Below are 22,587 nucleotides of genomic sequence, written 5' to 3'. Positions count from 1 at the left end.
GCTGAGCAGACGCACCCTCCTGACCGGCCTCGCCGCCGCCGGCGGTCTGACGGCTGTCGGGGCCTCGCCGGCCCTCGCGCACGGACGCCGTGTCCTGCACGTCCGCCCTGGCGACTCCGTCCAGGCGGCGGTGGACGCGGTGACCGGCCCGGGCCGGACGATCGTCGTGCACCCGGGGACGTACCGCGAGGTCGTCAAAGTCCCCGCGGAGGCGGGCGAGCTGACGGTGCGCGGTGCCAGTCGCGACCCGCGCGCCGCCGTCATCGTCTTCGACAACGCCAACGGCACCCCGAAGCCCGACGGCTCCGGCACCTACGGCACGGCCGGCTCCGCCACCTTCACCTCGGCGGCGCCCGGGCTGACCGTCCGCGATCTGACGCTGGCCAACGACTGGCTGCGCGCCGACCACCCCGACATCACGGGGACGCAGGCGGTCGCCGCGTACGTGACGGGGGACCGGTCGCGGTTCGAGAACGTGCGGCTGCTGGCCCACCAGGACACCCTGTTCGCGGACACGACCGCGCTGGACGCCTTCGACCGGCAGTACTACCGCCACTGTTACATCGAGGGCGACGTCGACTTCGTCTTCGGCCGGGCGACGGCCGTGTTCGACGCCTGCCACTTCCACACCCTGCAACGGGACGTGACCTTCACGCCCAAGGGCATGGTCTTCGCCCCCGCCACGGCCCGCGCCAACCCATACGGCTTCCTGGCCCTGCGCGGACGCGTGACCTCGGGCGCCGAGGACGCCGCGTACAAGATCGCCCGGCCCTGGGTGCCGTCGTACGAGACCACCGCCTGGCCCTCGCTGGTCGTGCGGGACACCTGGCTCGGCCCGGGCATCGACGCGGTGACCCCGTACACCAACATGCGGGACGCCTATCCGTGGCAGACCATGCGCTTCCGGGAGTACGCCAACTCCGGGCCCGGCGCGGTGGTCTCCGTGCCGGAGAACCGGCCGCAGCTGACGGCCCGGGAGGCCGCCACGCACACCCGGCGGACGTACCTGCGGGACTGGAGGCCGTATGAGTGCCCGTGACCCGGTGGGGCGGCGGGCGTTCGTCGTCGGAGCCGGGGCCGCGCTGTTCACCGGGGGAGCGGTGAGCGGGGCGGAGGCGGGGGTCGTCGACGGGCCGCTGCCCGACTTCCACCCCGCCCTGAAGGCCGAGCTGGACTTCCCGCTCGCCTGGGGACGCTCCCCGATCCGCGACTTCCGTGCCTGGCGCCGGGCCGCCCGCGCCAAGGTCGAGGAACTGCTCGTCGTCGAGCGGGACGACCGCCCCCCGTACGCCCCCGAGTTCGGCGCGCGTTCCGAAGGGGACGGCTGCACGCGGGAGTTGGTCACCCTCTCCCTCACCCGGTACGAACGCGTCCGTGCCGCTCTGCTCACCCCGCACGGCACCGGCCCCTTCCCGGCCGTGCTGCTCCTGCACGACCACGGCGCCCGGTTCGACATCGGCAAGGAGAAGCTGGTCCGGCCCTGGTACGACGACGTCCGGCTCGCCTCCGCGCAGGGCTGGGCGGAGAAGTACTTCAGCGGGCGGTTCGTCGGCGACGAGCTGGCCAGGCGCGGGTATGTGGTCCTCGCCGTGGACGCCCTGGGCTGGGGCGACCGGGGGCCGCTCTCCTACGACCAGCAGCAGGCTCTCGCGAGCAACTTCTTCAACCTCGGGTCCTCCCTGGCCGGGCTGATGGCCCGCGAGGACGTCCGGGCCGCCGGGTTCCTGGCCCGGCTCGACCGCGTCGACCGGCGGCGGGTCGCGGCCCTCGGGTTCTCCATGGGCGCCTTCCGCGCCTGGCAGACCGCCGCGCTCAGCGACGACCTCGCCGCCGCGGCCGCCGTCTGCTGGATGACCGGCCTGAAGGAAATGATGGTTCCCGGCAACAACACCCTGCGCGGGCAGTCGTCGTACTACATGCTCCACCCGGGGCTTCCCCGGTTCCTCGACTTCCCCGACGTGGCGAGCATCGCCGCACCCAGGCCGATGCTGTTCCTCGACGGCGAGCAGGATCCGCTGTTCCCCGCCGAGGGCGTCCGGGCGGCCTACGCCAAGATGCGCGCCGTCTGGCGCTCCCGCCACGCCGAGGAGCGGCTCCGTACCGAGATCTGGCCGGGGCTCGGCCATGTCTTCACGGACCGCATGCAGGACGAGGTCTTCGCCTGGCTCGACTCGGTCCTGTGAACCGTCCCCCACCAGAATGACGAGAGGATCCCCACCTCATGAGCCGCATCAGGAGTTCCCTCACCGCTCTCGCCGTCGTCACCGCCGGCGCCGGCCTCGCCGTGCTCCCCACCCAGGCGCAGGCCGCGACCGTGGTCGTCAGCAACACCACCGACCTGTCCAACGCCATCAAGAACGCCACAGCGGGCACGGTCATCCAGGTGCGCGGCGGCACCTACTACCCGACGGCCACCCTCCAGTCGACGAAGAACGGCACCTCGTCCAGCCCGATCACGCTCGCCGCGTACGGCTCGGAGACCGTGAAGATCGACGGCGGGAGCCTCCCCGACGGCGACTGGATCTTCAAGCTGACCGCCGACTACTGGAACGTCTCCAACATCACCTTCCAGAACTCCCCGGACAGCGCCGTCGTCTGCCAGTCCTGCACCGGCACCAACTGGAACAACATCAAGACCATCAACGGCGGCGACTCCGGCTTCACCCTCACCGGGGACGGGACGGTCAACAACACCGTCCGCAACCTCGACTCCTACGGCCACTACGACCCCGCCAACCACGGCGAGAACGCCGACGGCCTCGCCATCAAGTTCGGGTCGGGCACCGGCAACCTGGTCACCGGCGCCCGCCTCTACAACAACTCCGACGACGGCCTCGACTTCTGGTCCTTCTCGTCGCCGGTGACCATCGAGCACACCTGGTCCATGGGCAACGGCAAGAACCGCTGGGGCGACTCCGCGTTCGCGGGCGACGGCAACGGCTACAAGCTGGGCGGTGACGGCGAGGTCGTCGCGCACGTCATCAACAACTCGGCCGCCTGGGACAACGCGGGCAACGGCTTCACCGAGAACTCCAACAAGGGCGCCATCGTCATCAACCGCACCACCGCCTACGCCAACGCCAAGTGGGGTTACTACTTCGCCACCGGCGCCGCCCGCCTCGGCAAGAACCTCGCCGTGAGCAACAGCGGCGGCCAGGTCAACAAGGGGTCCTCGGTGGTCTCGTCCGGCAACAACTGGGACTCCGGCGTCAGCACGCCCGCCTTCCGGTCGACGGACGCCTCCAGCACGTACAACAACCGCCAGTCGAGTGGTGCGCTGCCCGCCACCACGTTCCTGACCACGGGCAGCACGACCATCGGTGCGACGATGAACTGAGACGTCTCCCGGGGCGCTTGACCCGTTTTTTGCCCGACGGGTCTCGCGCCTGCGAGGGTGACGCGCGTAGAAAACTGTCATGCATAAGTCACTGCGTATCGCGGCGATCGCCGCAGCGTGTGCCGTCGCCGGTGCCGGCCTCTACGGTGCCGGCGCCGCCACGGCCGGCCAGTCCACGGCCAACTCCACCCACGAGCCGTACAACGTCGGGCTCCTGGTGAAGGACATCGACACCTACTACGGCACCACGGCCGACGCGAACGGCGTCTACCAGGCGTCCCCGGACAGCCCGTACGCCAAGGACCTGGCGCGCCTCGACGCCGGCGCCCGCAAGTACATCGACCAGGCGGCCCGCAAGGCCCGCCACCGGCACGAGAAGCCCGCGGTCGTCTTCGACATCGACGACACACTGCTGCTCAGCCTCGACTACGAGAAGCGCTACAACTACACCTACAACGCCGACAGCTGGGCGGCCTACGTGAACCGGGCCGACCGCCCGGCCGTCTTCGGCAGCCCCGAGCTGGTGCGGTACGCCGAGAAGAAGGGCGTCGAGGTCTTCTACAACTCGGGCCTCAGTGAGGCGCAGCGCTCCGCCGCCGTCGCGAACCTGAAGAAGGTCGGCGCCGATGTGAACCTCGACGCCGACCACGTGTTCCTGAAGGACAAGGCGAACCCGCCGTCCTACCTGAGCGCGTGCGCCACGCCGGGTGCCTGGACCTGCACGACGGTGCAGTACAAGTCCGGCACCCGGGCGCACATCGAGGACGACCTCGGGTACGAGATCATCGCCAACTTCGGCGACCAGTACTCCGACCTGGACGGCGGCCACGCCGACCGGACGTACAAGCTGCCGAACCCGACGTACTTCGTCAGCTAGTTCCTGACGGGCCTGATGCCTTCCAGTGTGGGTACGACCGGCTTGATCGTGCCGTCGGCCGCGAACTCCATGCGGTCGATCGTCGTCTCCCGGTGCATGCCGTCGCCGCCCGGCAGGCCGGGGCCGTTCAGGGCGAACCGGTGGTAGACGATGTACCAGTCGTCCGTGCCGGGCGTGTTCACCACGGAGTGGTGGCCGGTGGCGAGGATGCCGTACTCGGGGCGCTTCGACAGGATCGTCCCCCGCTTGGTCCACGGGCCGAGCGGGGACGGTCCCGTCGCATAGGCCACGTGGTAGTTCTCGCTGCGGGTGTCGTCCTCGGACCACATGAAGTAGTACGTGCCGTTTCGCTTGATCACGAAGGAGCCCTCGCGGAAGTTGTCCGGGGTGATGTCCTTCACCTTCGACGCGTCGTACGACACCATGTCGTCGTTCAGCGGGACCACGTAACCGTGCCCGTTGCCCCAGTAGAGGTACGCCTGGCCGTCGTCGTCCGTGAAGACGGCCGGGTCGATCATCTGCCCCTGGAGTGAACCGCCCTTCGCGACCAAGGGCTTGCCCAGCGCGTCCTTGAACGGGCCGGCGGGAGAGTCCGCCACCGCCACGCCGATCTGCTGCTCGGCGCAGAAGTAGAAGTAGTACTTGCCGTCGCGCTCGGCGATCGCCGGGGCCCAGGCGTTCTTGTCGGCCCAGCCCACGTCGGGGCCCAGGTCGAGGATGACGCCGTGGTCCTTCCAGTGGACCAGGTCCTTCGACGAGTACGCCTTGAACCGTGTGCCGCTCCAGCCCTGGAAGCCGTCCGTCGTCGGGTAGATCCAGTACTCGCCGTTCAGGTAGTGCACGTCGGGGTCGGCGTTGAGGCCGGGCAGGATCGGGCTGCGGGTGTGCACCGCCTCGACCGTCCAGGCACGCTTGGTGCCGTCCGAGGCCGTCACGGTGTACGTCTGCGGCTTGCGGAAGTCGCGGCGCGTACCCGACTCGGGGCTCACCTTCGCGCCCTCACCGAGCCAGAGCTTCGGGGCGAGGTGCCGGAGGTCTGCGTCGGGCCGCATGGGCAGCACGACCTTCGAGGCGCTCTCGGTGACGATCGCGTACCCCTTCTGGTCCTTCACCGTCGCGTCCATGACCGACGTGGAGGCGGCGGGGTACGCGGCCAGCAGCCTGTCGTACTCCTCCTGCGTCACCGGGAGAACGGTGCCGTGCCGGGGGCTGGCCGGAAGCTGGTAGTTCGTCGACGGGGTCCACTTGCCCGCGTCGAGGTCGGTGGTCTCGAAGGGGACGTAGCCCCGGCCGCCGTACTCGTCGATGAACAGGTACCACTTCTTCTCGGTGTTCGACTTGAAGACCGTCGGACCCTCACCGCGGTCCATCGCGCCCTTGCCGACGCAGTCCGCGACGAAGTCGTACTTCGTGGAGGTCAGGGACGTCGACTTCTCCGCCGTGATGAACTTCGAGCAGGGCGAGCTGGAGGTGGGGTCGCGCTCGTCCTTGGTGTAGCGGTAGTAGGTGTTCTTGTACTTCACGACCGTGGAGTCGATCACCGAGTAGCCCGGGTCGTCCCAGACCTTCGGCGCGCTGAAGGTGCGGAAGTCCTTCGTGGTCGCGTACAGCATCTTGTTGTACGTCGAGCCGGTGTGGTCGGGGTCGTCGTCGGCGTACAGCTTCGACGCCCAGAAGACGACGTACTGGCCGAGGGAGTCGTCCCAGTAGGCCTCCGGCGCCCAGGTGTTGCCCGCGCTGTCGGGGGAGACCTTCACCAGGCGCTGGTCGGTCCAGTGGACCAGGTCGGTGGACTCCCACACCATGATCGACTTGCTGCCGTGCCGCTGCACCTGGTCCCAGCTGCCGCTGCTGTTCTGGTACATCCTCAGGTCGGTGGCGATCAGGTAGAACTTGTCGCCCTCGGGTGAGCGGATCACGAAGGGGTCGCGCAGCCCCTTCTCCCCGATGGTCGAGGTCAGGACCGGCTTGCCGGCGTTCAGCTCACGCCAGTGCAGGGGGTCGTTGCCGCGGCTCAGCGCATAGCGGATCTGCTCGCCGTCGGCCGTGCCCTCGCCGGTGAAGTAGGCGAAGAGGTAGCCGGCGTACTTGGGGTGGTTCACGGGTGGGGCTCCTGAGTGCGCGGTGCCGGGTGGGGCGGTGAACAGGGTGAGCAGGAGGGCGAGGCAGGCGACGAGCACGACTCTCGGGCGCATGGGCAATCCTGTCGGAGTGTGGGGGATTCTGTTGGACGGTGGGGCGCCTTCGGAGTTTTACGAGCGGGAAACAGCACGTCAACAGGTAGGGGTGGGGCGACGGGCGGCGAAAGTTTCGAGGGTTTTCGGGCGGGACGGCAACTCATCCGGCCACGGCGGCGACTGGAGCGCGTAGCTTCCCCCTAGGAAAGGATCGCCCTGTGCGTCAGAGCACCGGACGCCACCGCAGGACGCGCACGCTCTCCATCGCCGCGGCGGTGGCCCTCTCCTCCGGGGCGGGCGGCGTCTACCTCGGCCTGTCGAACAGCGGTGCCCAGGCCGCCACGACGACGGTCACCGTGTCCAGCACCGCACAGCTGGAGGCGGCCGTGCGCAACGCCACCGCGGGCACCGTCATCCAGGTGCGCGGCGGTACGTACTATCCGACGGCCACCCTCAAGTCGACCGCCAGCGGCACCAGTTCCCAGCGCATCACCCTCCAGGCGCACGGCGGCGAGAAGGTGAGGATCGACGGCTCCAAGCTGGCCGCCGGCTCCTGGCTCACCGGTATCTACGGCAGTTTCTGGACCGTCCAGAACCTCACCTTCCAGAACTCACCGGCCCAGGGTTTCGTCGTCACCTCCTCCACCGGCGGGATCTTCAAGAACCTGGTCACGGCGAACAACGGCGACTCCGGCTTCACCCTGCGCGGCGACAACACGGTCGACAACCTCGTCCAGAACCTCGACAGCCACGGCAACTACGACCCCGCCGGGCACGGTCAGAACGCGGACGGGATCGCCGTCAAGTTCGGCTCGGGGACCGGCAACAAGGTGACCGGGGCCAGGCTGTACAACAACTCCGACGACGGCCTCGACCTCTGGCAGTTCTCCTCCCCGGTCACCATCGAGCACACCTGGGCCTTCGGCAACGGCAGGAACCGCTGGGGCGACTCCGCGTTCGAGGGCAACGGCAACGGGTTCAAGCTGGGCGGGGGAGGGGTGGCCGTCGCTCACATCGTCAACAACAACGCGGCCTGGGACAACACGCTGAACGGCTTCACCGAGAACTCCAACACCGGTGCGGTCGCCCTGAACCGGAACACCGCGTACGCCAACGCCCGGGCGGGCTTCTACTTCGCCACGGGGAAGGCCCGACTGGCTCGCAACCTCGCGGTGAGCAACAAGGGGGGACTGTCGAAGCTGGGCCGCTCGACGGTGTCCGCCGCGAACAACTGGGACGCCGGAGTGAGCACGCCCCCCTTCACCTCGACGGACGCGACGAGCGCGTACGGGGCGCGCAAGGCCGACGGCTCCTTGCCGGCCACCGTGTTCTTGACGACGGGGTCCACGAGCACCGGGTCGCCGATGAAGTGACGGTGCGGATGGAACGCCCCGCCGGTCGTCACCGGCGGGGCGTTCTGGCGCCGACCGAGGGGGGCTCAGGTCGGCTGCTGCCGGCCGAGGGGGGCTCAGGCCGGCAGGTCTGTGGAGAAGGTGTGTCTTCCATGTACGGGAAGAGACGCCAAAAGTGAAGGGATGGTTGTTCCCGAGGCGCGAACTCGTCGACGGTGTCGCGTGTGGTGGGACCTCGCGCCGGTCACTTCCGTTCCAGCGCGGCGAGCCGCAACTCGAGCTGGTCCACCCGGTGTCGTAGCAGGGTGACCTGGGCTTCCAGGCTGACTTCTCGTTCCGCCCGGCGCTGAATGCGCGGTGACACGGCGGCGCGCTGGACCACCGCTTCCAGCTGGACCAGGCGCTGCGGCCCGTTCGGGCCGTCCACCAGCCGGGACTGGATCTCGCCGTTGCGGTACCAGGAGCGCAGGGCCGAGCGGGAAACGCCGGTCTCGGCTTCCGCCTTGGCCAGCGTGACCCAGGGGCTGTCGTCCAGTCGCTCGAACAACTCCAGCTCGTTCTGCCAGCGCGCGAGCCGGTCCTCCCAGTTCGACGGTGTCTCCATCGCACCCTCCCATCAGCATGGTGACCCTGTCAGTAACAGTGTATTGACAGGGTTGGGACCATAGAACCATGACGTTTGAGAGGTTCACAGGGAAAGCCCGCCGGGTGGTCGTCGCGGCCCAGGAGCAGGCGAGGTTGCTCAAGCACGGCCACATCGGCACGGAGCACATCCTGTTGGGGTTGCTCGACGTGCCGGACAGCGAGGCGGCGAAGGTTCTGCACCAGCTCGGGTACGACAAGGAGGCGGCGCAGGCCGATGTCGCCGCGGTGGTCCCGCCCGGCACGGAGGAGCTGAGCGGCCACATCCCGTTCGCGCCGCGCGCGAAGAAGACACTGGACCTTGCCCTGCGCGAGGCCCAGCAGCTGCACCACACCTACATCGGCACGGAACACATCCTGCTCGCCCTGGTCAGGGAAGGCGAGGGCACCGGAGCGAAGGTGCTCGCCGAGCGGATCCGCCCGATCAGCAAGATCCGTGCCGCGGTGTTGGCGTCGGTGGAGGGATCGCAGGACGTCACGGCCGGCCCTTGGCCAGCGGGTACACCCGCCACCGAGGACACCGTGGCCGCGGCAGGCGCGCTGGCCGGTGGCGCACCGGTCGGCAGCCATCACCTGCTCGAGGCGATGCTGCGGGCGGAGAACAGCATGGCGGCCAGGGTGCTGCGCGAACTCGGGGTCGACCCGGACGCGGTCGCCGCCAAGATCGACGAACTGGATCCGGAGACGACCACGGACGCGAACCCGGAGGAAGCCGCCGCGCGCAAGATGGAGATCCGGCTGGTCGACGACGAGGTGCACCTGATCCTGCGGGACCCGGCAACGGTCACGATCGCCAAGAAGGTCACCGAGCTGTCCGGCGGCCCGATCCAGGGCGTCGGGCCGGTCGCCGGCATGTTCCTGCCGCTCTGGCGGTCGACCCACCAACTGCTGCTGCAGATCCAGCGCCTCCTGGAACCGGAACCCGAAGAAGAGGACGGATCCGCCGCGAGCAAGGTGGCCAAGACCGTGCGCACGGTCCTCGCGCCCCGGCTCCGCCGGTGAACCCGTCGACCCCCGATCGCGTTCGGGGCCCCGCCGACGGTGGCATCGCCATCGTGGGAGCCGGCTTGGGCGGCCTGCTCCTCGCCCGTGTGCTGCACAGGAACGGCATCGACGCCGTCGTGTACGAACGTGAATCGTCGCGCGACGCACGCGGTCAGGGCGGCATGCTTGATCTGCACTCCACGACCGGACAGCGGGCGATGCGCGAGGCCGGCCTGCTCGACCAGTTCCATGCGATCGCCCGTCGCGCAGGACAGGACCTGCGCCTTCTCCAGCCGGACGGCACCCTGCTGCTCCAGGAGGACACGCCCGACGACGCCCCGATGGAGCGACCCGAGGCCGACCGTGCCGATCTGCGCACCCTGCTGCTGGACTCCCTCCCCGAACACACGGTGCGCTGGGGGCACACGTTCCAGTCCGCCCGCGACGGCCTGCTGCACTTCGCCGACGGCAGCAGTGCGCCGTACGACCTGCTGGTCGGCGCCGACGGCGCGGACTCCCGGGTCCGCGCGCTGCTCACCGACGCCCGACCGGCGCACACCGGCCAGAACGTCGTCGAGCTCGGCATTCCCGACATCGACCGCACCCGCCCGGACCTCGCGGCGATGGTCGGGCGCGGCAACTACTGGGTGCTCGGCGACGGGCAGTCCCTGTCGGCGCAGCGCAACGGCGACGGCCGCGTACGCGTCTACCTCAGCTTCTACAACACCGCGGAGGACTGGTTCGCGACGAGTGGGATCCCGTTCGGCGACCCGGCCGCCGCCCGGTCGCGGCTGATCGAGCTGTTCACCGGCTGGGACTCACGGTTCACCGCACTGATCGCGGCCTGCGACGACACGGTCCTGCCCCGGTCGATCACCACGCTCCCGGTCGGCCTGAACTGGCCGTCGAGGCCGGGCGTCACGCTGCTCGGCGATGCCGCGCACCTGATGCCGCCGGTGGGGCAGGGCGCCAACATGGCGCTGCTCGACGGCGCCCTGCTCGGCCTCGCGCTGGCCACGCACCCGGACGACTTCCCTGCCGCCGTCAAAGAGTACGAACGCGAGATGTTCGAACGCACCAGCGCTGCCGCTCGGCAGTCAGCGTACGTCCAGGACGTCCTGGAGTCGCCCGACGCCGCCCAGAAAATGCTCGCGTTCTTCCGACCCGGCTGAACACCACGTCGTCGCGGCTGCGCTAGCGTCCGCAGGCATGGCGATCGTTCCACTCGACGCATTACGGTCCCGGATACGCGAGCTTGCGGAGCCGGATGTCCGGGTCCAGCAGGTTCGGGTGCTCACTCCCGCCGCCGACGACCACCTGCTCGGCGTGCGTGTGCCGGTGCTGCGCAAGCTCGCACGGGTGCACCGGACGCTGACGTTGGACGACGTGGACGTGCTGCTGCACAGCCGGGTTCATGAGGAGCGGTTCGCCGGACTCCTGGTCCTGGCCGAACAGGTACGCGCGACGCGCGGCGCGGACCGCGAGGCGCTGGTCGACTTCTATCTGGCGCGCACGGAATGTGTCGACAACTGGGATCTGGTGGACGGCTCGGCGTATGTCGTTCTCGGGCCGTGGCTTCTGGACGATCCCCCGCGCCTCCTGGACGTACTGGACGGGCTGGCTGCTTCGACGTGGCTGTGGGACCGCAGGATCGCGGTGGTCTCCACGCTGGCCCTGATCCGCGAGGGCCGGTTCCAGCCGACGCTTCGCCTCGTCCTGACCCTGCGTCAGGATCCGGAGCCGCTGATCCACAAGGCGCTCGGCTGGATGCTGCGGGAGATCGGCCGCAGGGACGGGCCACTGCTGGTGCGCTTCCTCGACCAGCATCTCGCCGAGCTGCCGCGGATCACGGTCCGCCACGCGACCGAGCGGCTGGCGCCGGGCGATCGCGCGCGCTTCGTGAAGGGGCGGTAGCGGCCGCAACAGCGACCGCGACTCGCCTACTTGTACGTGATGTCGGACGACGAGAACTTGCAGGTCTTCCCGTCCGCGCCCACGCCCAGCTCCGTCGGCTCCTTGCCGGTGTTGTTGCCCTTGAAGCGGACGCAGGTCTTGGTCTTCTTCTTGGGGTCGCCCTGGATGCGGATCTTGGACAGGGTGGCGGTGTCGCCGAAGTTGGAGTTGACGCCGGCGATGGCCTTGAGAGGGGCGACGACGTCGATGTCGCTCAGGACGATGGTGCGCTGGTGCTGGGTCTTGCAGTTGCCGCAGGAGCGGACCAGCTTGCCGGAGTTCTCCACGCGGAAGCCGGTGACGACGAGTTTGCCGGCGCCGTTGAACTGGAGGACCTTGTCGGCACCGTTCTTGGCGCCGCCCCCGACGACCTTGTAGACGGCGGAGGAGGACTTGCCCTTGAAGGTGGCGGCGTCCTCGCCGACGTCCAGCCACCACACGTTCTGGAGGGTGCAGGAGCCCTTGCAGTGGACGCCGTCCGCGCCGGGCGTGCCGATGATCACGTTCTTCAGGACCGCGCCGTCGGCCAGCTCGAAGATCGGGTCCTGGCCCTCCTCCTGGCCGCTGCCGCCCAGTTCGCCCGCGCCGGAGAACTTCTTGAGCTTGCCGTCGTAGGTGCCGGAGACCTTGATCGTCGAGGAGACGGACTTGCTGCCGGAGGCTGTCGGCCAGGCGGACGCGGCGCCGGCCGACGTGAGCATCGTCGTGGTGACGATCGCCGCGCCGGTGATGCCGAGAGCGGCGGAGCCCGCGATCAGCGCACGCCGCTTGGTGACATTGCGACGGTGCCGGACGCGGCGTGGTGCAGGAGCAGTCATGAACCATTTCCTCAAGTGCGGGGTGACTCTTGCGCCTTCTGGTCGCCGCCGGTGAGGAAAGGGTTGCCCCGTCTCCGGAACTTCTTCAGGAGTCGCCGTCGTCGTCGCCCTGCGCCGCGAAGTCGCCGCCCACCGCGCGCTGTTCGCCGTTCGCGGTGGCGGTGATCCCGTAGCTGTCCTTGCGCGCGTCCCGGCCGCCCCGGTCGTGGCTGTACTGCCCCGCGAACACCCACTCGCCCTTCTGGACCGTACGGCCCCCCTTGAGCACCCAGGTGTAGACGAGGAAGCCGTCCTTCTCGCCCACCGTCAGCGTGAAGTCGTCCTCCGGCAGGGAGCGCCAGGCGCCCGCCGACGTAACCCCGCCGGTCTGGGCGACCTTCAACCGCACGGTGAGCGCGGTGAGTTCCTCGGAAGCTTTGAGGGTGATGTTGCTCTGTGCCCAGAAGTCGTTGCTGTGCGGGTCCACCGAGCCGTCCGACCACAGTGGGCCGTCCTCGACCCCGTCCGACGGCGGCAGGGCGGGCGCGGAGGCCGAAGGCCTGGACTCGGGGGTGTGGGACGGCTTCGGGCTCGGCTTCTCGGCGTCCGGCCGGCCACCGGAACTCGGCTTCGGGGACGGGGAGGCGGGCGGGCGGCTGGTCGCCTCGGGTGAGCGCACCGGTGTCGGCGAGGCCTGCACCGTCTGCTGCTGCGGGGGCTCGCCCCTCACCGCCGACGCCACCGCGTACCCGCCGACGGCCAGCATGCCCGCCACCGCGGCCGTCGCGCCCACGATGCGCGCCCAGCCCAGCGCCGCCGGCCGCGTCGCCCGGTGGTCGCGCCGGTCCTGTCCGGTCATGCCGCGCTCGATCCTGGCCAGGATGCGCGCGCGGTCCGGCTCATGGGACCCGGCCGCCTCGTGCAGCCGGGCGCGCAGCTCGTCGTGCACGTCCCGCTGCATCGTCATCGGTCCCTTCCTCCGGCCTCACCGGTGCGCGCCATCGCCGCGTGCACTCTCTGCGGAGCTCTGTCCGTACCGAGCAGCTTCTGCAGCTCGGCCATTCCCTTGGAGGTCTGGCTCTTCACCGTACCGACCGAGATCCCCAGGGCGAGAGCGGTGTCCTTCTCCGAGAGGTCGAAGGCATGTCGCAGCACCACACAGGCCCGTTTGCGGAACGGGAGTCTACGCAGCGCCGACTGGACGTCCACCACGCCCGCGACATCCGGGTTCTCGGTCTTCTCCTCGCGCTGCGACCAGAACAGGGCGATCCGGCGGCGCTCGCGCACGGCGCTGCGGATGCGGGTGCGGGCCAGGTTGGCGACGACGCCACGCGCGTACGCCACCGGATGGTCGGCCGCGCGCACCCGGTCCCAGCGGTTCCACAGGGCCAGCAGGGCGTCCGCCGCCAGATCGTCGGCGGCGTCGGACTCGCCGGTCAACAGGTGGGCGAGACGGGACAGTTCGGCGTAGTGGCGTTCGAAGAAGGCATGGAATTCCACGGAGGCGGCGTCGTCGACGACTGTGCCCACGGGTGACCTCTTCTCGGTGCGACTTCCGGCACCTCGCGGGGTGCCTGTGCGTGTCATGTGAATGACATGAGGACGTCCCGGGGAGGGGCCGGGACGAGATCGGGAAGCGTAGCAGTGATCGTTCACCGGGTTCGTACGGGGCTTCGAACGCCGTATGGTCGCCCGAACCCGATTCCGTAACACGGCGAAAACCTGGAACGGGTTCAACGAGGGAACAATCCAGCCAGCATCCGCACACCGTTAGAGCAGGCAGCGAGGAGCGTCCGTCCATGTCCGAAACGCAGAAGGTGGCCGACCGGTCGAGTGCTTCGCCACCGGCGGTGAACAGCGTCGACCGGTTCTTCAAGATCTCCGAGCGGGGGTCCACCTTCGGCCGGGAGATACGCGGCGGCTTCGCCACGTTCTTCACGATGGCCTACATCCTTGTCCTGAATCCCATCATCCTGGGCAGCGCCAAGGACAAGTTCGGCCACCAGCTCGACGCCGTCCAACTCACCACCGCGACCGCTCTGGTGGCCGCTGTGATGACGATCATCATGGGCGTCGGCGGCAACCTGCCCCTGGCGCTGGCGGCGGGCCTCGGACTGAACGCCGTCGTCGCCTTCCAGATCGCCCCCCTGATGAGCTGGGACGACGCGATGGGCCTCATCGTCGTCGAGGGTCTGCTGATCTGTGTGCTGGTGGTGACCGGTCTGCGCGAGGCCGTCATGCACGCCATCCCGCAGCCGCTGAAGCAGGCGATCAGCGTCGGCATCGGCCTGTTCATCGCCTTCATCGGCTTCGTCGACGCCGGTTTCGTCAGCCGTATCCCCGACGCGGCCAACACCACGGTGCCGGTGCAGCTCGGCGGTACCGGCACCCTCGCCGGGTGGCCGATCCTGGTGTTCTGCCTCGGTGTGCTGCTGACCATCGGGCTGCTCGCCCGCAAGGTGAAGGGCGCCATCCTCATCAGCATCGTGACGATGACGGTCGTGGCGATCGTCATCAACTCCATCGCCGACATCAAGACCTGGGGCCTGACCACCCCGGCCTGGCCCGACAAGGTCGTCGACGCCCCCGACTTCGGACTCATCGGCCACTTCAGCCTGTTCGGCGCCTTCAGCGAGACCAGCGCCATCACCGTCGTGCTGCTGATCTTCACGCTGATCCTGTCCGACTTCTTCGACACCATGGGCACCGTCGTCGGCATCAGCGCGGAGGCGGGCCTGCTGGACGAGAAGGGCCAGGTGCCCAACCTGGGCCGTGTGCTGCTCATCGACGGCGCCGCCGCGGTCGCCGGCGGGGCGTCCTCCGCCTCCTCCGCGACCTCCTACATCGAGTCCGCGGCCGGTGTCGGCGAGGGCTCACGCACCGGCTTCTCCAACCTGGTCACCGGCGGCCTCTTCGCCCTCGCCCTGTTCCTCACCCCGCTGCTCACCATCGTCCCGCTCCAGGCCGCGGCCCCCGCGCTCGTCGCCGTCGGCTTCCTGATGATGACCCAGGTCAAGAGCATCGACTGGGACAAGTACGAGATCGCCATCCCGGCGTTCCTCACCATCGCCGTGATGCCGTTCACCTACTCGATCACCAACGGCATCGGCGCGGGCTTCCTCGCCTACGTCGTGATCAAGACGGTCCTCGGCAGGGCGAAGGAGGTCCACTGGCTGCTGTGGGGGGCGTCGGCACTGTTCCTGGTGTACTTCGCGATCGACCCGATCGAGCAGATTCTCGGCGTCAAGTGAAATGAGGGGACGGCCCGTTCGGACCGTCCCCTCACCCGTGGCTGCTCGCGCGCCGCGTTACTTGAGCGCCGCCTCCATCGTCGCCTTCGCGACCGGGGCGGCGAGGCCGTTGCCGCTGACCTCGGAGCGCGCCGCGTTGGACTGCTCCACGATCACCGCCACGGCGACCTCCTTGTCGCCGGCCTTCGCATACGACGTGAACCACGCGTACGGCGTCTGGCTGTTGTTCTCGCCGTGCTGGGCCGTACCGGTCTTGCCGCCGACCGTCGCCCCGGAGATCTTCGCGTTGGTGCCGGTGCCCTTCTCGACGACCGTCTGCATCGCCGACTCCAGCTGCTCGGCGGTCGAGGAGCTGACGATCTCCTTCGTGGTGGTGTCGTCGTCGTAGTCCTTCAGGACGTCACCACCGCCGTCGGTGATCTGGGACACCATGTGCGGCGAGACCAGCTTGCCGCCGTTGGCTATCGCCGCCGACACCATCGCCATCTGGAGCGGGGTCGCCGTGACGTCGAACTGGCCGATGCCGCTGAGGGCCGTCTGCGCGCCGTCCATGTCCGAGGGGTACAGGCTCGTGTAGGCGCGCACCGGTACGTCCTGGGCGTCGTCGTTGAAGCCGAACTTGTCGGCCATCGCCCTCACCTTGTCCTGCCCCAGGTCGACGGCCATCTTGCCGAAGACGTTGTTGCACGAGTACTGCAGGGCGGTGCGGATGGAGGCGTTGGCGCAGGGGGCGTTGGGGTTCTCGTTGCCCAGGTCGTTGGTGGAGCCCGGCAGCGGGTACGGGTCGGGGCTCTTCGTCTTCTCGTCCACCGACGAGTACAGCCCGTCCTCCAGCGCGGCCGCCGCCACGACCAGCTTGAACGTCGAGCCCGGCGGCAGCGGCTGCCGCAACGCCCGGTTGGTCAGCGGCTTCTCGGGGTCCTTGGTGAGCTTCGTCCACGCCTTGCCGGCGGTGTTGGCGTCGGTCAGCGACGACGGGTCGTACGACGGCGTGGACACCACCGCGAGGATCCTGCCGGTCTTCGGGTCGACGGCGACGGCCGCGCCCTTCTTGTCACCGAGCGCGTTGTACGCCGCCTTCTGCACGTCCGGGTCGATCGTCGTGATGACGTTGCCCGGGTCGGCCCGCTTGTTGGTGACCGTGTCCATCACGGTCTTCAGGCGCGTGTCCGTGCCGTTGAGGAGGTCGGCGTAGATGCCCTCCAACTGGGTCGGCGCGTAGGCCTGGGAGGCGTAGCCGGTCACCGCCGCGTACAACGCGCCGTTCGTGTACGTGCGTTTGTACGCGAGGTCGCTGCTCCCCGACCGGGTCGAGCCGGTGACGGCCTTGCCGGCCACGATGATGTTCCCGAGCGGCTCCGCGTACGTCTCGATCGCGTTGCGCCGGTTGTCCTTGTCGTCTGCGAGAGCCGTGCCGTCGTAGAACTGCACCCATGTGGCCCTGACCAGCAGCGCGAACACGAGGAGCAGCGCGAAGACGGACGCCCGCCTGATCGTCTTGTTCATCCCGGTCATAAAGACGTTCGACGTGGAGTGGATCGTTCCCATGCGGCCGGATTTCTCATCCTGCGTTCATGAAACCCGCCAGGGGGACGGTGGGGAACTGGCGGCGAGCGCCTCACCGCTCCAGCGTCAGCACGACCTCGTCGATCTCCTCGCCGCGGGCGTTGGCGAAGCCCCGGGCGGTCGCGCTGACGCGGAAGCCGCACTTCTGCAGGACGCGCAGGGAGCCCTCGTTGTCGGCGGCGGTGCGGGCGTAGAGGGGACGGTCGGGGGCTTCGGCGAGGAGGCCGCGCAGGGCGGCTGTCGCGACACCGCGGCCCCAGTAGGCGCGGTCGACCCAGTACGTGACCTCGCGCTCGCCCGGCTCCCCGTACACGGCCGCGCTGCCGACCACGTCACCGTCCGCCAGGACGGTCCGCGCGACGTCGCCGGAGGAGCGGATGCGTTTCCAGAGGGCGTCGAAGGCGTCCCAGTCGGTGGGATCCTCGACGGTGAAGGCCGCCATCCGGGCGGCCTCCGGGTCGTTCAACTGCCGGAAGAACACCGGCAGGTCGCTGTCGTGGACCTCTCGCAGTACCACCTGCACCGTTCACAGCCTCCGGGTCGCCAACGTCAGCCGGTCACGCGCGTCGAACAGCGCGTCCTTCACCATCTGCTCATGGGCGGGCGTGAGTCTCGCCACCGGCACCGAGCAGCTGATCGCGTCACGGGCCGGAGTGCGGTACGGAATCGCCACCCCGAAGCAGCGCAGGCCCAACGTGTTCTCCTCGCGGTCCACGGCGAAACCCTGGTCCCGCACCTGGCGCAGCTCCTCGATGAGCTTCTCCCGGTCCGTGATGGTGTGCTCGGTGAGGGCCGGCAGCGTCTCCGGCAGCATCTTGCGGACCTGCTCGTCGGAGTAGGTGCTCAGCAGCGCCTTGCCCAGCGAGGTCGAGTGCGCGGGCAGCCGGCGGCCCACACGGGTGAAGGGGCGCAGGTAGTGCTGGGACTGGCGGGTGGCGAGGTAGACGACGTTCGTGCCGTCCAGCCGGGCCAGGTGGATCGTCTCCGTCGTGTCGTCCGACAGCCGGTCCAGCGTCGGGCGGGCCGCCGCGACCACCTCGTCCCCGTCGATGTACGAGGTGCCCACGAGCAGGGCCCGTACGCCGATGCCGTACCGGGTGCCCGTCGCGTCGGTCTCCACCCAGCCCAGCTCCACGAGCGTGCGCAGTAGCATGTAGAGGCTGGACTTGGGATACCCGACGGCCTCCTGGACCGCCGCGAGGGAGTGCATACCGGGGCGGCCGGCGAAGTATTCGAGCAGCTCAACCGTCCGCACCGCGGACTTGACCTGCGCTCCGCCCCCCGTCTCGCCTGCCGACATCGCCCTTGACCCCTTCGTTCGACGGGAAATAGTCTCCGAGCACATCATTCATCATCAGAGACGGCGTTCAGTATATCGAACGACCCTGGTGGTGACGTAAGTAGTACTGCGGCATTACATGTGGAGGGACCCGCGGTGGCAGCAGCACCAGTCTGGAGTGTCGACCCCCGTACCGGGAAGCAGCGTGAACAGGTTGCGGTGGAGGCCACAGCCCAGGAGGTGGACGCCACCGTCCGCGCCGCGCACGACACGCGCGGGGCGCTCGCCGACCGCACCGTCCGCGCCGCCTTCCTGCGCGGCGCGGCGGCCGAGCTCGAGGCCTCCAAGGAGCACCTCGTCGAGGTCGCCGACGCCGAGACCGCGCTCGGCCCGGTCCGCCTGAACGGCGAGCTCGCCCGCACCTGCTTCCAGCTGCGGGCCTTCGCCGACATCGTCGACGAGGGCGCCTTCCTCGACGTCGTCATCAACCACCCCGACGACACCGCCACCCCGCCCATCCCGGACCTGCGCCGCTACAAGGTGCCGCTGGGTGTCGTCGCCGTCTACTCGGCGTCCAACTTCCCCTTCGCCTTCTCCGTCGCCGGCGGTGACACCGCGAGCGCTCTGGCGGCCGGCAACCCGGTCGTCGTCAAGGCCCACCCCGACCACCCGGCCCTGTCCGAGCTGGTCGCCAGCGTCCTGCGCCGCGCCGCCGCCGCACACGACATCCCCGCGGGCGTCGTCGGCCTCGTGCACGGCTTCGAGGCGGGCATCGAGCTCATCAAGCACCCGCTGATCGCCGCGGCGGGCTTCACCGGTTCGGTACGCGGTGGCCGGGCGCTGTTCGACGCGGCGGCCGCGCGTCCGGTGCCGATCCCGTTCCACGGTGAGCTCGGCTCCCTCAACCCCGTCGTCGTCACCGAGGCGGCTGCGGCCGAGCGTGCGGAGGCGATCGGCCAGGGGCTCGCCGGCTCGATGACGCTGGGCGTCGGCCAGTTCTGCGTGAAGCCCGGGCTCGTGCTCGTGCCCTCGGGCGAGGCCGGTGACGGACTGGTCAAGTCGCTGACGGACGCCGTCAGCGACACCGACGCGGGGGTCCTCCTCGATCACCGGATGCGGGACAACTTCGTCGCCGGGGTCGCCGAGCGAGCGGAGCTCTCCGACGTCGAGACGCCGGTGACGCCGGGTTCGGGCGGCGAGCACACGGTCAGCGCGGGGTTCCTCACGGTTCCGGCGGAGAAGCTGGCGACTGCGGGTGAGCACGATCTGCTGCTCGAGGAGTGCTTCGGTCCTGTCACCGTCGTCGTTCGCTACGACGACGAGGCCCAGGCCAAGAGCGTGCTGGACCGGCTTCCCGGCAACCTCACCGCGACGGTGCATCTGTCCGCCGACGAGGCGGCGGGGAAGGGGCGTGGAGCCGAGATCCTCGCGGAGCTGACGCCGCTCGCTGGGCGCGTACTCGTGAACGGGTGGCCGACAGGTGTTGCTGTGGCGCCGGCCCAGCACCACGGGGGGCCGTACCCGGCGACGACGTCCACGTCCACGTCCGTGGGTGGGACGGCTATCGAGCGGTGGCTGCGGCCGGTTGCTTATCAGGGGGCGCCTGAGGCGCTGCTTCCGCAGGAGCTGCGGGACGAGAACCCGCTGGGGCTGCCTCGTCGGTTCAACGGGCGTCTGGAGCGGTAGCGCCATAGGGGTGCGGTGGATTGCGGGCTGCGGGCTGCGGGTTGTCTGTGGCTGATCGCGCAGTTCCCCGCGCCCCTGAGTCCGTACACCGAACCTGAGACGATGAGGCAATGGACTTCGAACTTTCCGAACTGCCTTTCCCTCTGCGTACTTACGGGCCCGACGGCAACTGGTCCTATGAGGACGGGGTGCTCAGCGGGTGGGCAGGGGCCCGGCAGGATCGTTTTGTGCCGCCCACCGGGGAGGGGCTGGATCCCGCCTCCGACGCGCCGCGGCTGCTGGGGGCGCCCGAAGGGGACTTCCAGCTGATCGCGCGGGTGACCGTGGGGTTCGGTGCGGCGTTCGACGCCGGGGTGCTGTACGTGCATGTCGGGGAGCGGGCCTGGGCGAAGTTCTGCTTGGAGTACTCGCCGGATGTGCCGACGGTGTGCACGGTGGTCACCCGGGGGCACTCCGACGACGCCAACTCCTTCACCGTGGAGGGGAGTTCGGTCTGGCTGCGAGTCAGTCGGACCGGGCGGGCCTTCGCGTTCCACGCCTCGCGGGACGGGGAGAAGTGGACCTTCGTCCGGCTGTTCACGCTGGGCGACGAGAAGGAGACGGGGGCGGCGCTGGTGGGCTTCATGGCGCAGTCGCCGATGGGGGCGGGGTGTGTGGTCACCTACGACCACATCGAGTTCCGGCCGAACTGGCCGCGCGACCTGAGAGACGGAAGCTGAGAAACCAGGTCACCCCGAACAGGGTGGCGGCGGTGGCCAGACACACGCGCATGCCCGTGACGAAGGTGCCGGAGACCAGCGCCCCGAAGACGGCGATGGCCAGGCCGCCGGCCACTTGGCGCGCCGCGTTGAGGACGCCGGCCGCCAGGCCGGCGCGCTCACCGGGCACCGCGTCCATCATCAAGGCGGTCAGCGGCGGCACGGTCAGGCCGCAGCCCAGCGCCAGCGGGACGAACAGCGCGGCCACCACGGCGGGGGACGTGTCGGCGTCGACGTGGAGCAGGGCGAGCAGGCCCGCGGCGGCGAGGCCCTGACCGAGGAGCATCGGCAGGCGCGGGCCGTGGCGGCCGGCCAGCTTGCCCGACAGCACGTTGGTCACTCCGATCAGCGCCGTCATCGGCAGGAAGACCAGCCCGGTGTGCAGGGCGGAGCGGCCCTGTACCTGCTGGAAGAAGAGCGAGAAGACGAACACCACGCCGTAGAAGGCCACGCTGCACGCGGCGCCCGCCGCGACCGACGCGGTCACCTCCCGGCTGCGGAACAACTCCAGCGGGACCACCGGGTTCGGCTGCCGCGCCTCGATACGCAGGAACGCGGCCCCCGCGACAGCGGCCACGACGGCGGTGGCCCAGCCCGCGGGGCCGCGCTCGATCACCGCGAAGGCCAGCGCGGTGAGAGCCAGCGCGGCCGTCGCCTGGCCGGGCAGGTCCAGGGGCGCCGGGCGGCGCTCGGAGCGGGGCGCGCGCAGCAGCAGGGCGAGGGCCACGGCGCCCAGGGGCAGGTTGATGAAGAAGACGCCCCGCCAGTCCCAGGCCGTCGTGAGCGCACCGCCCGCCACCGGCCCCAGGGCCACCGCCACCGAACCGCCCGCCGTCCACACGGCCGTCGCCCGGGCCCGGCGGGCCGGATCCGGGTACGCCTGCCGCACCAGCGCCAGTGACGCCGGGAGGACGACGGCCGCCGCGAGCCCCTGCACGGTGCGGGCCGCGATCAGGGCCGGCAGGTTCGGTGCGAGGCCGCAGGCCGCCGAGGCGAGCGTGAAGAGCGCGATGCCGATCGCGTAGGCGCGGCTGGCCCTGGCCCGGTCCGAGAAGGCGCCGGTGGAGAGCATCAGGGACGCGAAGGCGAGGGTGTACGCGTCCACCACCCACTGCAGGCCCGATATCCCGCCACCCAGCGCCGAGCCGATCGACGGCAGTGCCACGTTCACCACGGAGGCGTCAAGGGTGATCAGGGCGAAGCCCAGGAGGGCGGCGGTGAGGGTGAGAGCGGGGGAGGATCCCGGCCGGCGTCTCCCGTCGGCCAGTTGTGTGTTCCGCGTGAGGGGATCCGTGGTCGTGCCTCCATGCCGGGGAACATCGGCGGCCCTCCCTCCACCGTATCGCCGGAACCGGGGGCGGCCCGGGTCGCGTCATCCGTTGCATGATCAATGAGCGAGTGACCGGAAGCCGAGTGATCCGCAGCGCCCTGCCCGCCGAGGCGGAGGCCGTCGCCGCGCTGCACGCGCGGGCCCGGGCGACGTACTACCCGGACGGCCTCCCCGACGACGGCATCGACTGGGTCGCGGGCTGGCGCGCGGCCGTGGCACGGCCCGACGGCCATGTGCTCTGCGTCGTCGAGCGGAGCCGGATCGTCGGGCTCGCCTCGTTCCGCACCCCCGAGGGCGCCCCCGCGGACACGGTCAAACTGTTCCAGTTCCACGTCGACCCCGACCACTGGCGCGGCGGCATCGGTACGGCCCTGCACGCGGCCTGCGTGGAGCAGTGGCAGGCCGACGGCCGGCGGAACGCCGTCCTCGACGTGCACGTCGACAACCGGCGGGCCCAGGCGTTCTACACCCGCCTGGGGTGGGAGCCGGACCCGGAGAACCCGCCCGCGGAAGGAGACCACCACCTCTACCTGCGCTACCGGGTCACCGGGGAATGAACCGGGGAGTGAACCGGGAATGAAAGCGGCTGCTTGAACGT

21 protein-coding genes are annotated in these 22,587 nt (G+C 69.8%); 12 read left to right on the top strand and 9 right to left on the bottom strand.

Annotation, left to right across the window (positions count from 1 at the left end):
- Position 1 precedes the first annotated feature (1 nt).
- From ACGFNV_RS20325 to ACGFNV_RS20310, 4 genes are all read left to right on the top strand, one after another.
- Entirely contained in the window at positions 2 to 1,039 is a 1,038-nt protein-coding gene (locus ACGFNV_RS20325; protein WP_393624719.1) for a pectinesterase family protein, read from the top strand.
- Positions 1,026 to 2,183: a dienelactone hydrolase family protein gene (locus ACGFNV_RS20320; protein ID WP_393624272.1), complete on the top strand. Its 1,158-nt coding sequence runs from the start codon at positions 1,026 to 1,028 to the stop codon at positions 2,181 to 2,183. Before ACGFNV_RS20325 ends, ACGFNV_RS20320 begins: the two co-directional genes overlap by 14 nt.
- A 38-nt stretch (positions 2,184 to 2,221) precedes the next feature.
- A complete protein-coding gene (locus ACGFNV_RS20315; protein WP_393624271.1) occupies positions 2,222 to 3,337 on the top strand; it encodes a chondroitinase-B domain-containing protein in 1,116 nt (371 codons plus the stop codon).
- Between the two features lie 79 nt (positions 3,338 to 3,416).
- Positions 3,417 to 4,214 carry an HAD family acid phosphatase gene (locus ACGFNV_RS20310; RefSeq protein WP_393624269.1) on the top strand — a complete coding sequence of 266 codons (798 nt, stop codon included), beginning with the start codon at positions 3,417 to 3,419 and terminating at the stop codon, positions 4,212 to 4,214.
- On the opposite strand, the gene ACGFNV_RS20305 is transcribed toward ACGFNV_RS20310, so the two are convergent.
- Complete coding sequence (locus tag ACGFNV_RS20305; protein ID WP_393624267.1) at positions 4,211 to 6,409, bottom strand: family 43 glycosylhydrolase; 2,199 nt, start codon at positions 6,407 to 6,409, stop codon at positions 4,211 to 4,213. The two genes, ACGFNV_RS20310 and ACGFNV_RS20305, sit on opposite strands and share 4 nt — an antisense overlap.
- 200 nt (positions 6,410 to 6,609) lie before the next feature.
- Between ACGFNV_RS20305 and ACGFNV_RS20300 the strand changes: the two genes are divergently transcribed.
- On the top strand, positions 6,610 to 7,764 hold the full coding sequence (locus ACGFNV_RS20300) for a right-handed parallel beta-helix repeat-containing protein (protein WP_393624265.1): 1,155 nt from the start codon (positions 6,610 to 6,612) through the stop codon (positions 7,762 to 7,764).
- A 223-nt stretch (positions 7,765 to 7,987) separates the two neighbouring features.
- Here the strand turns inward: ACGFNV_RS20300 and ACGFNV_RS20295 are convergent, their stop codons facing one another.
- On the bottom strand, positions 7,988 to 8,347 hold the full coding sequence (locus ACGFNV_RS20295) for an excisionase (RefSeq protein WP_393624263.1): 360 nt from the start codon (positions 8,345 to 8,347) through the stop codon (positions 7,988 to 7,990).
- A 68-nt stretch (positions 8,348 to 8,415) separates the two neighbouring features.
- On the opposite strand from ACGFNV_RS20295, the gene ACGFNV_RS20290 reads away from it, so the two are divergent.
- Genes ACGFNV_RS20290 through ACGFNV_RS20280 form a run of 3 tightly spaced genes read left to right on the top strand, consistent with a single transcriptional unit; the run spans position 8,416 to position 11,283 of the window.
- On the top strand, positions 8,416 to 9,387 hold the full coding sequence (locus ACGFNV_RS20290) for a Clp protease N-terminal domain-containing protein (RefSeq protein ID WP_393624262.1): 972 nt from the start codon (positions 8,416 to 8,418) through the stop codon (positions 9,385 to 9,387).
- Positions 9,388 to 9,431: 44 nt separating this feature from the next.
- On the top strand, positions 9,432 to 10,541 hold the full coding sequence (locus ACGFNV_RS20285; RefSeq protein WP_393624718.1) for an FAD-dependent oxidoreductase: 1,110 nt from the start codon (positions 9,432 to 9,434) through the stop codon (positions 10,539 to 10,541).
- Between the two features lie 37 nt (positions 10,542 to 10,578).
- The gene (locus tag ACGFNV_RS20280; RefSeq protein WP_393624260.1) at positions 10,579 to 11,283 is read left to right on the top strand and encodes a DNA alkylation repair protein; all 705 of its coding nucleotides are present in this window, start codon (positions 10,579 to 10,581) and stop codon (positions 11,281 to 11,283) included.
- Between the two features lie 26 nt (positions 11,284 to 11,309).
- Here the strand turns inward: ACGFNV_RS20280 and ACGFNV_RS20275 are convergent, their stop codons facing one another.
- The 3 genes from ACGFNV_RS20275 to ACGFNV_RS20265 all read right to left on the bottom strand — a co-directional run bounded on the left by ACGFNV_RS20275 (position 11,310) and on the right by ACGFNV_RS20265 (position 13,649).
- Positions 11,310 to 12,140 (bottom strand): pectate lyase, encoded by an 831-nt coding sequence (locus ACGFNV_RS20275; protein ID WP_393624258.1) that lies wholly within the window; start codon positions 12,138 to 12,140, stop codon positions 11,310 to 11,312.
- Between the two features lie 85 nt (positions 12,141 to 12,225).
- Positions 12,226 to 13,086 (bottom strand): hypothetical protein, encoded by an 861-nt coding sequence (locus ACGFNV_RS20270; RefSeq protein WP_393624257.1) that lies wholly within the window; start codon positions 13,084 to 13,086, stop codon positions 12,226 to 12,228.
- Positions 13,083 to 13,649: a SigE family RNA polymerase sigma factor gene (locus tag ACGFNV_RS20265; RefSeq protein WP_133930480.1), complete on the bottom strand. Its 567-nt coding sequence runs from the start codon at positions 13,647 to 13,649 to the stop codon at positions 13,083 to 13,085. Before ACGFNV_RS20265 ends, ACGFNV_RS20270 begins: the two co-directional genes overlap by 4 nt.
- 269 nt (positions 13,650 to 13,918) lie before the next feature.
- On the opposite strand from ACGFNV_RS20265, the gene ACGFNV_RS20260 reads away from it, so the two are divergent.
- Entirely contained in the window at positions 13,919 to 15,370 is a 1,452-nt protein-coding gene (locus ACGFNV_RS20260) for an NCS2 family permease (protein ID WP_393624255.1), read from the top strand.
- A gap of 57 nt (positions 15,371 to 15,427) precedes the next feature.
- Here ACGFNV_RS20260 and ACGFNV_RS20255 read toward each other — a convergent pair whose 3' ends face one another.
- The 3 genes from ACGFNV_RS20255 to ACGFNV_RS20245 all read right to left on the bottom strand — a co-directional run bounded on the left by ACGFNV_RS20255 (position 15,428) and on the right by ACGFNV_RS20245 (position 18,236).
- Positions 15,428 to 16,876 carry a peptidoglycan D,D-transpeptidase FtsI family protein gene (locus tag ACGFNV_RS20255; protein WP_393624717.1) on the bottom strand — a complete coding sequence of 483 codons (1,449 nt, stop codon included), beginning with the start codon at positions 16,874 to 16,876 and terminating at the stop codon, positions 15,428 to 15,430.
- Between the two features lie 112 nt (positions 16,877 to 16,988).
- On the bottom strand, positions 16,989 to 17,459 hold the full coding sequence (locus ACGFNV_RS20250) for a GNAT family N-acetyltransferase (RefSeq protein ID WP_393624253.1): 471 nt from the start codon (positions 17,457 to 17,459) through the stop codon (positions 16,989 to 16,991).
- 3 nt (positions 17,460 to 17,462) lie between these two features.
- On the bottom strand, positions 17,463 to 18,236 hold the full coding sequence (locus ACGFNV_RS20245) for an IclR family transcriptional regulator (RefSeq protein WP_133930477.1): 774 nt from the start codon (positions 18,234 to 18,236) through the stop codon (positions 17,463 to 17,465).
- 135 nt (positions 18,237 to 18,371) lie between these two features.
- Between ACGFNV_RS20245 and ACGFNV_RS20240 the strand changes: the two genes are divergently transcribed.
- The gene (locus tag ACGFNV_RS20240; RefSeq protein WP_393624251.1) at positions 18,372 to 19,901 is read left to right on the top strand and encodes an aldehyde dehydrogenase (NADP(+)); all 1,530 of its coding nucleotides are present in this window, start codon (positions 18,372 to 18,374) and stop codon (positions 19,899 to 19,901) included.
- A gap of 110 nt (positions 19,902 to 20,011) precedes the next feature.
- The gene (locus ACGFNV_RS20235) at positions 20,012 to 20,620 is read left to right on the top strand and encodes a DUF1349 domain-containing protein (RefSeq protein ID WP_393624250.1); all 609 of its coding nucleotides are present in this window, start codon (positions 20,012 to 20,014) and stop codon (positions 20,618 to 20,620) included.
- Here the strand turns inward: ACGFNV_RS20235 and ACGFNV_RS20230 are convergent.
- Positions 20,559 to 21,926: an MFS transporter gene (locus tag ACGFNV_RS20230; RefSeq protein ID WP_393624716.1), complete on the bottom strand. Its 1,368-nt coding sequence runs from the start codon at positions 21,924 to 21,926 to the stop codon at positions 20,559 to 20,561. The genes ACGFNV_RS20235 and ACGFNV_RS20230 overlap by 62 nt on opposite strands.
- Before the next feature lie 116 nt (positions 21,927 to 22,042).
- Between ACGFNV_RS20230 and ACGFNV_RS20225 the strand changes: the two genes are divergently transcribed.
- Entirely contained in the window at positions 22,043 to 22,546 is a 504-nt protein-coding gene (locus ACGFNV_RS20225; protein WP_393624248.1) for a GNAT family N-acetyltransferase, read from the top strand.
- The last annotated feature ends 41 nt before the right edge of the window (positions 22,547 to 22,587 follow it).

Source organism: Streptomyces sp. NPDC048751 (genome assembly GCF_043198595.1).
GTDB lineage: Bacteria > Actinomycetota > Actinomycetes > Streptomycetales > Streptomycetaceae > Streptomyces.
This window is presented reverse-complemented; position numbering and strand designations above follow the sequence as displayed.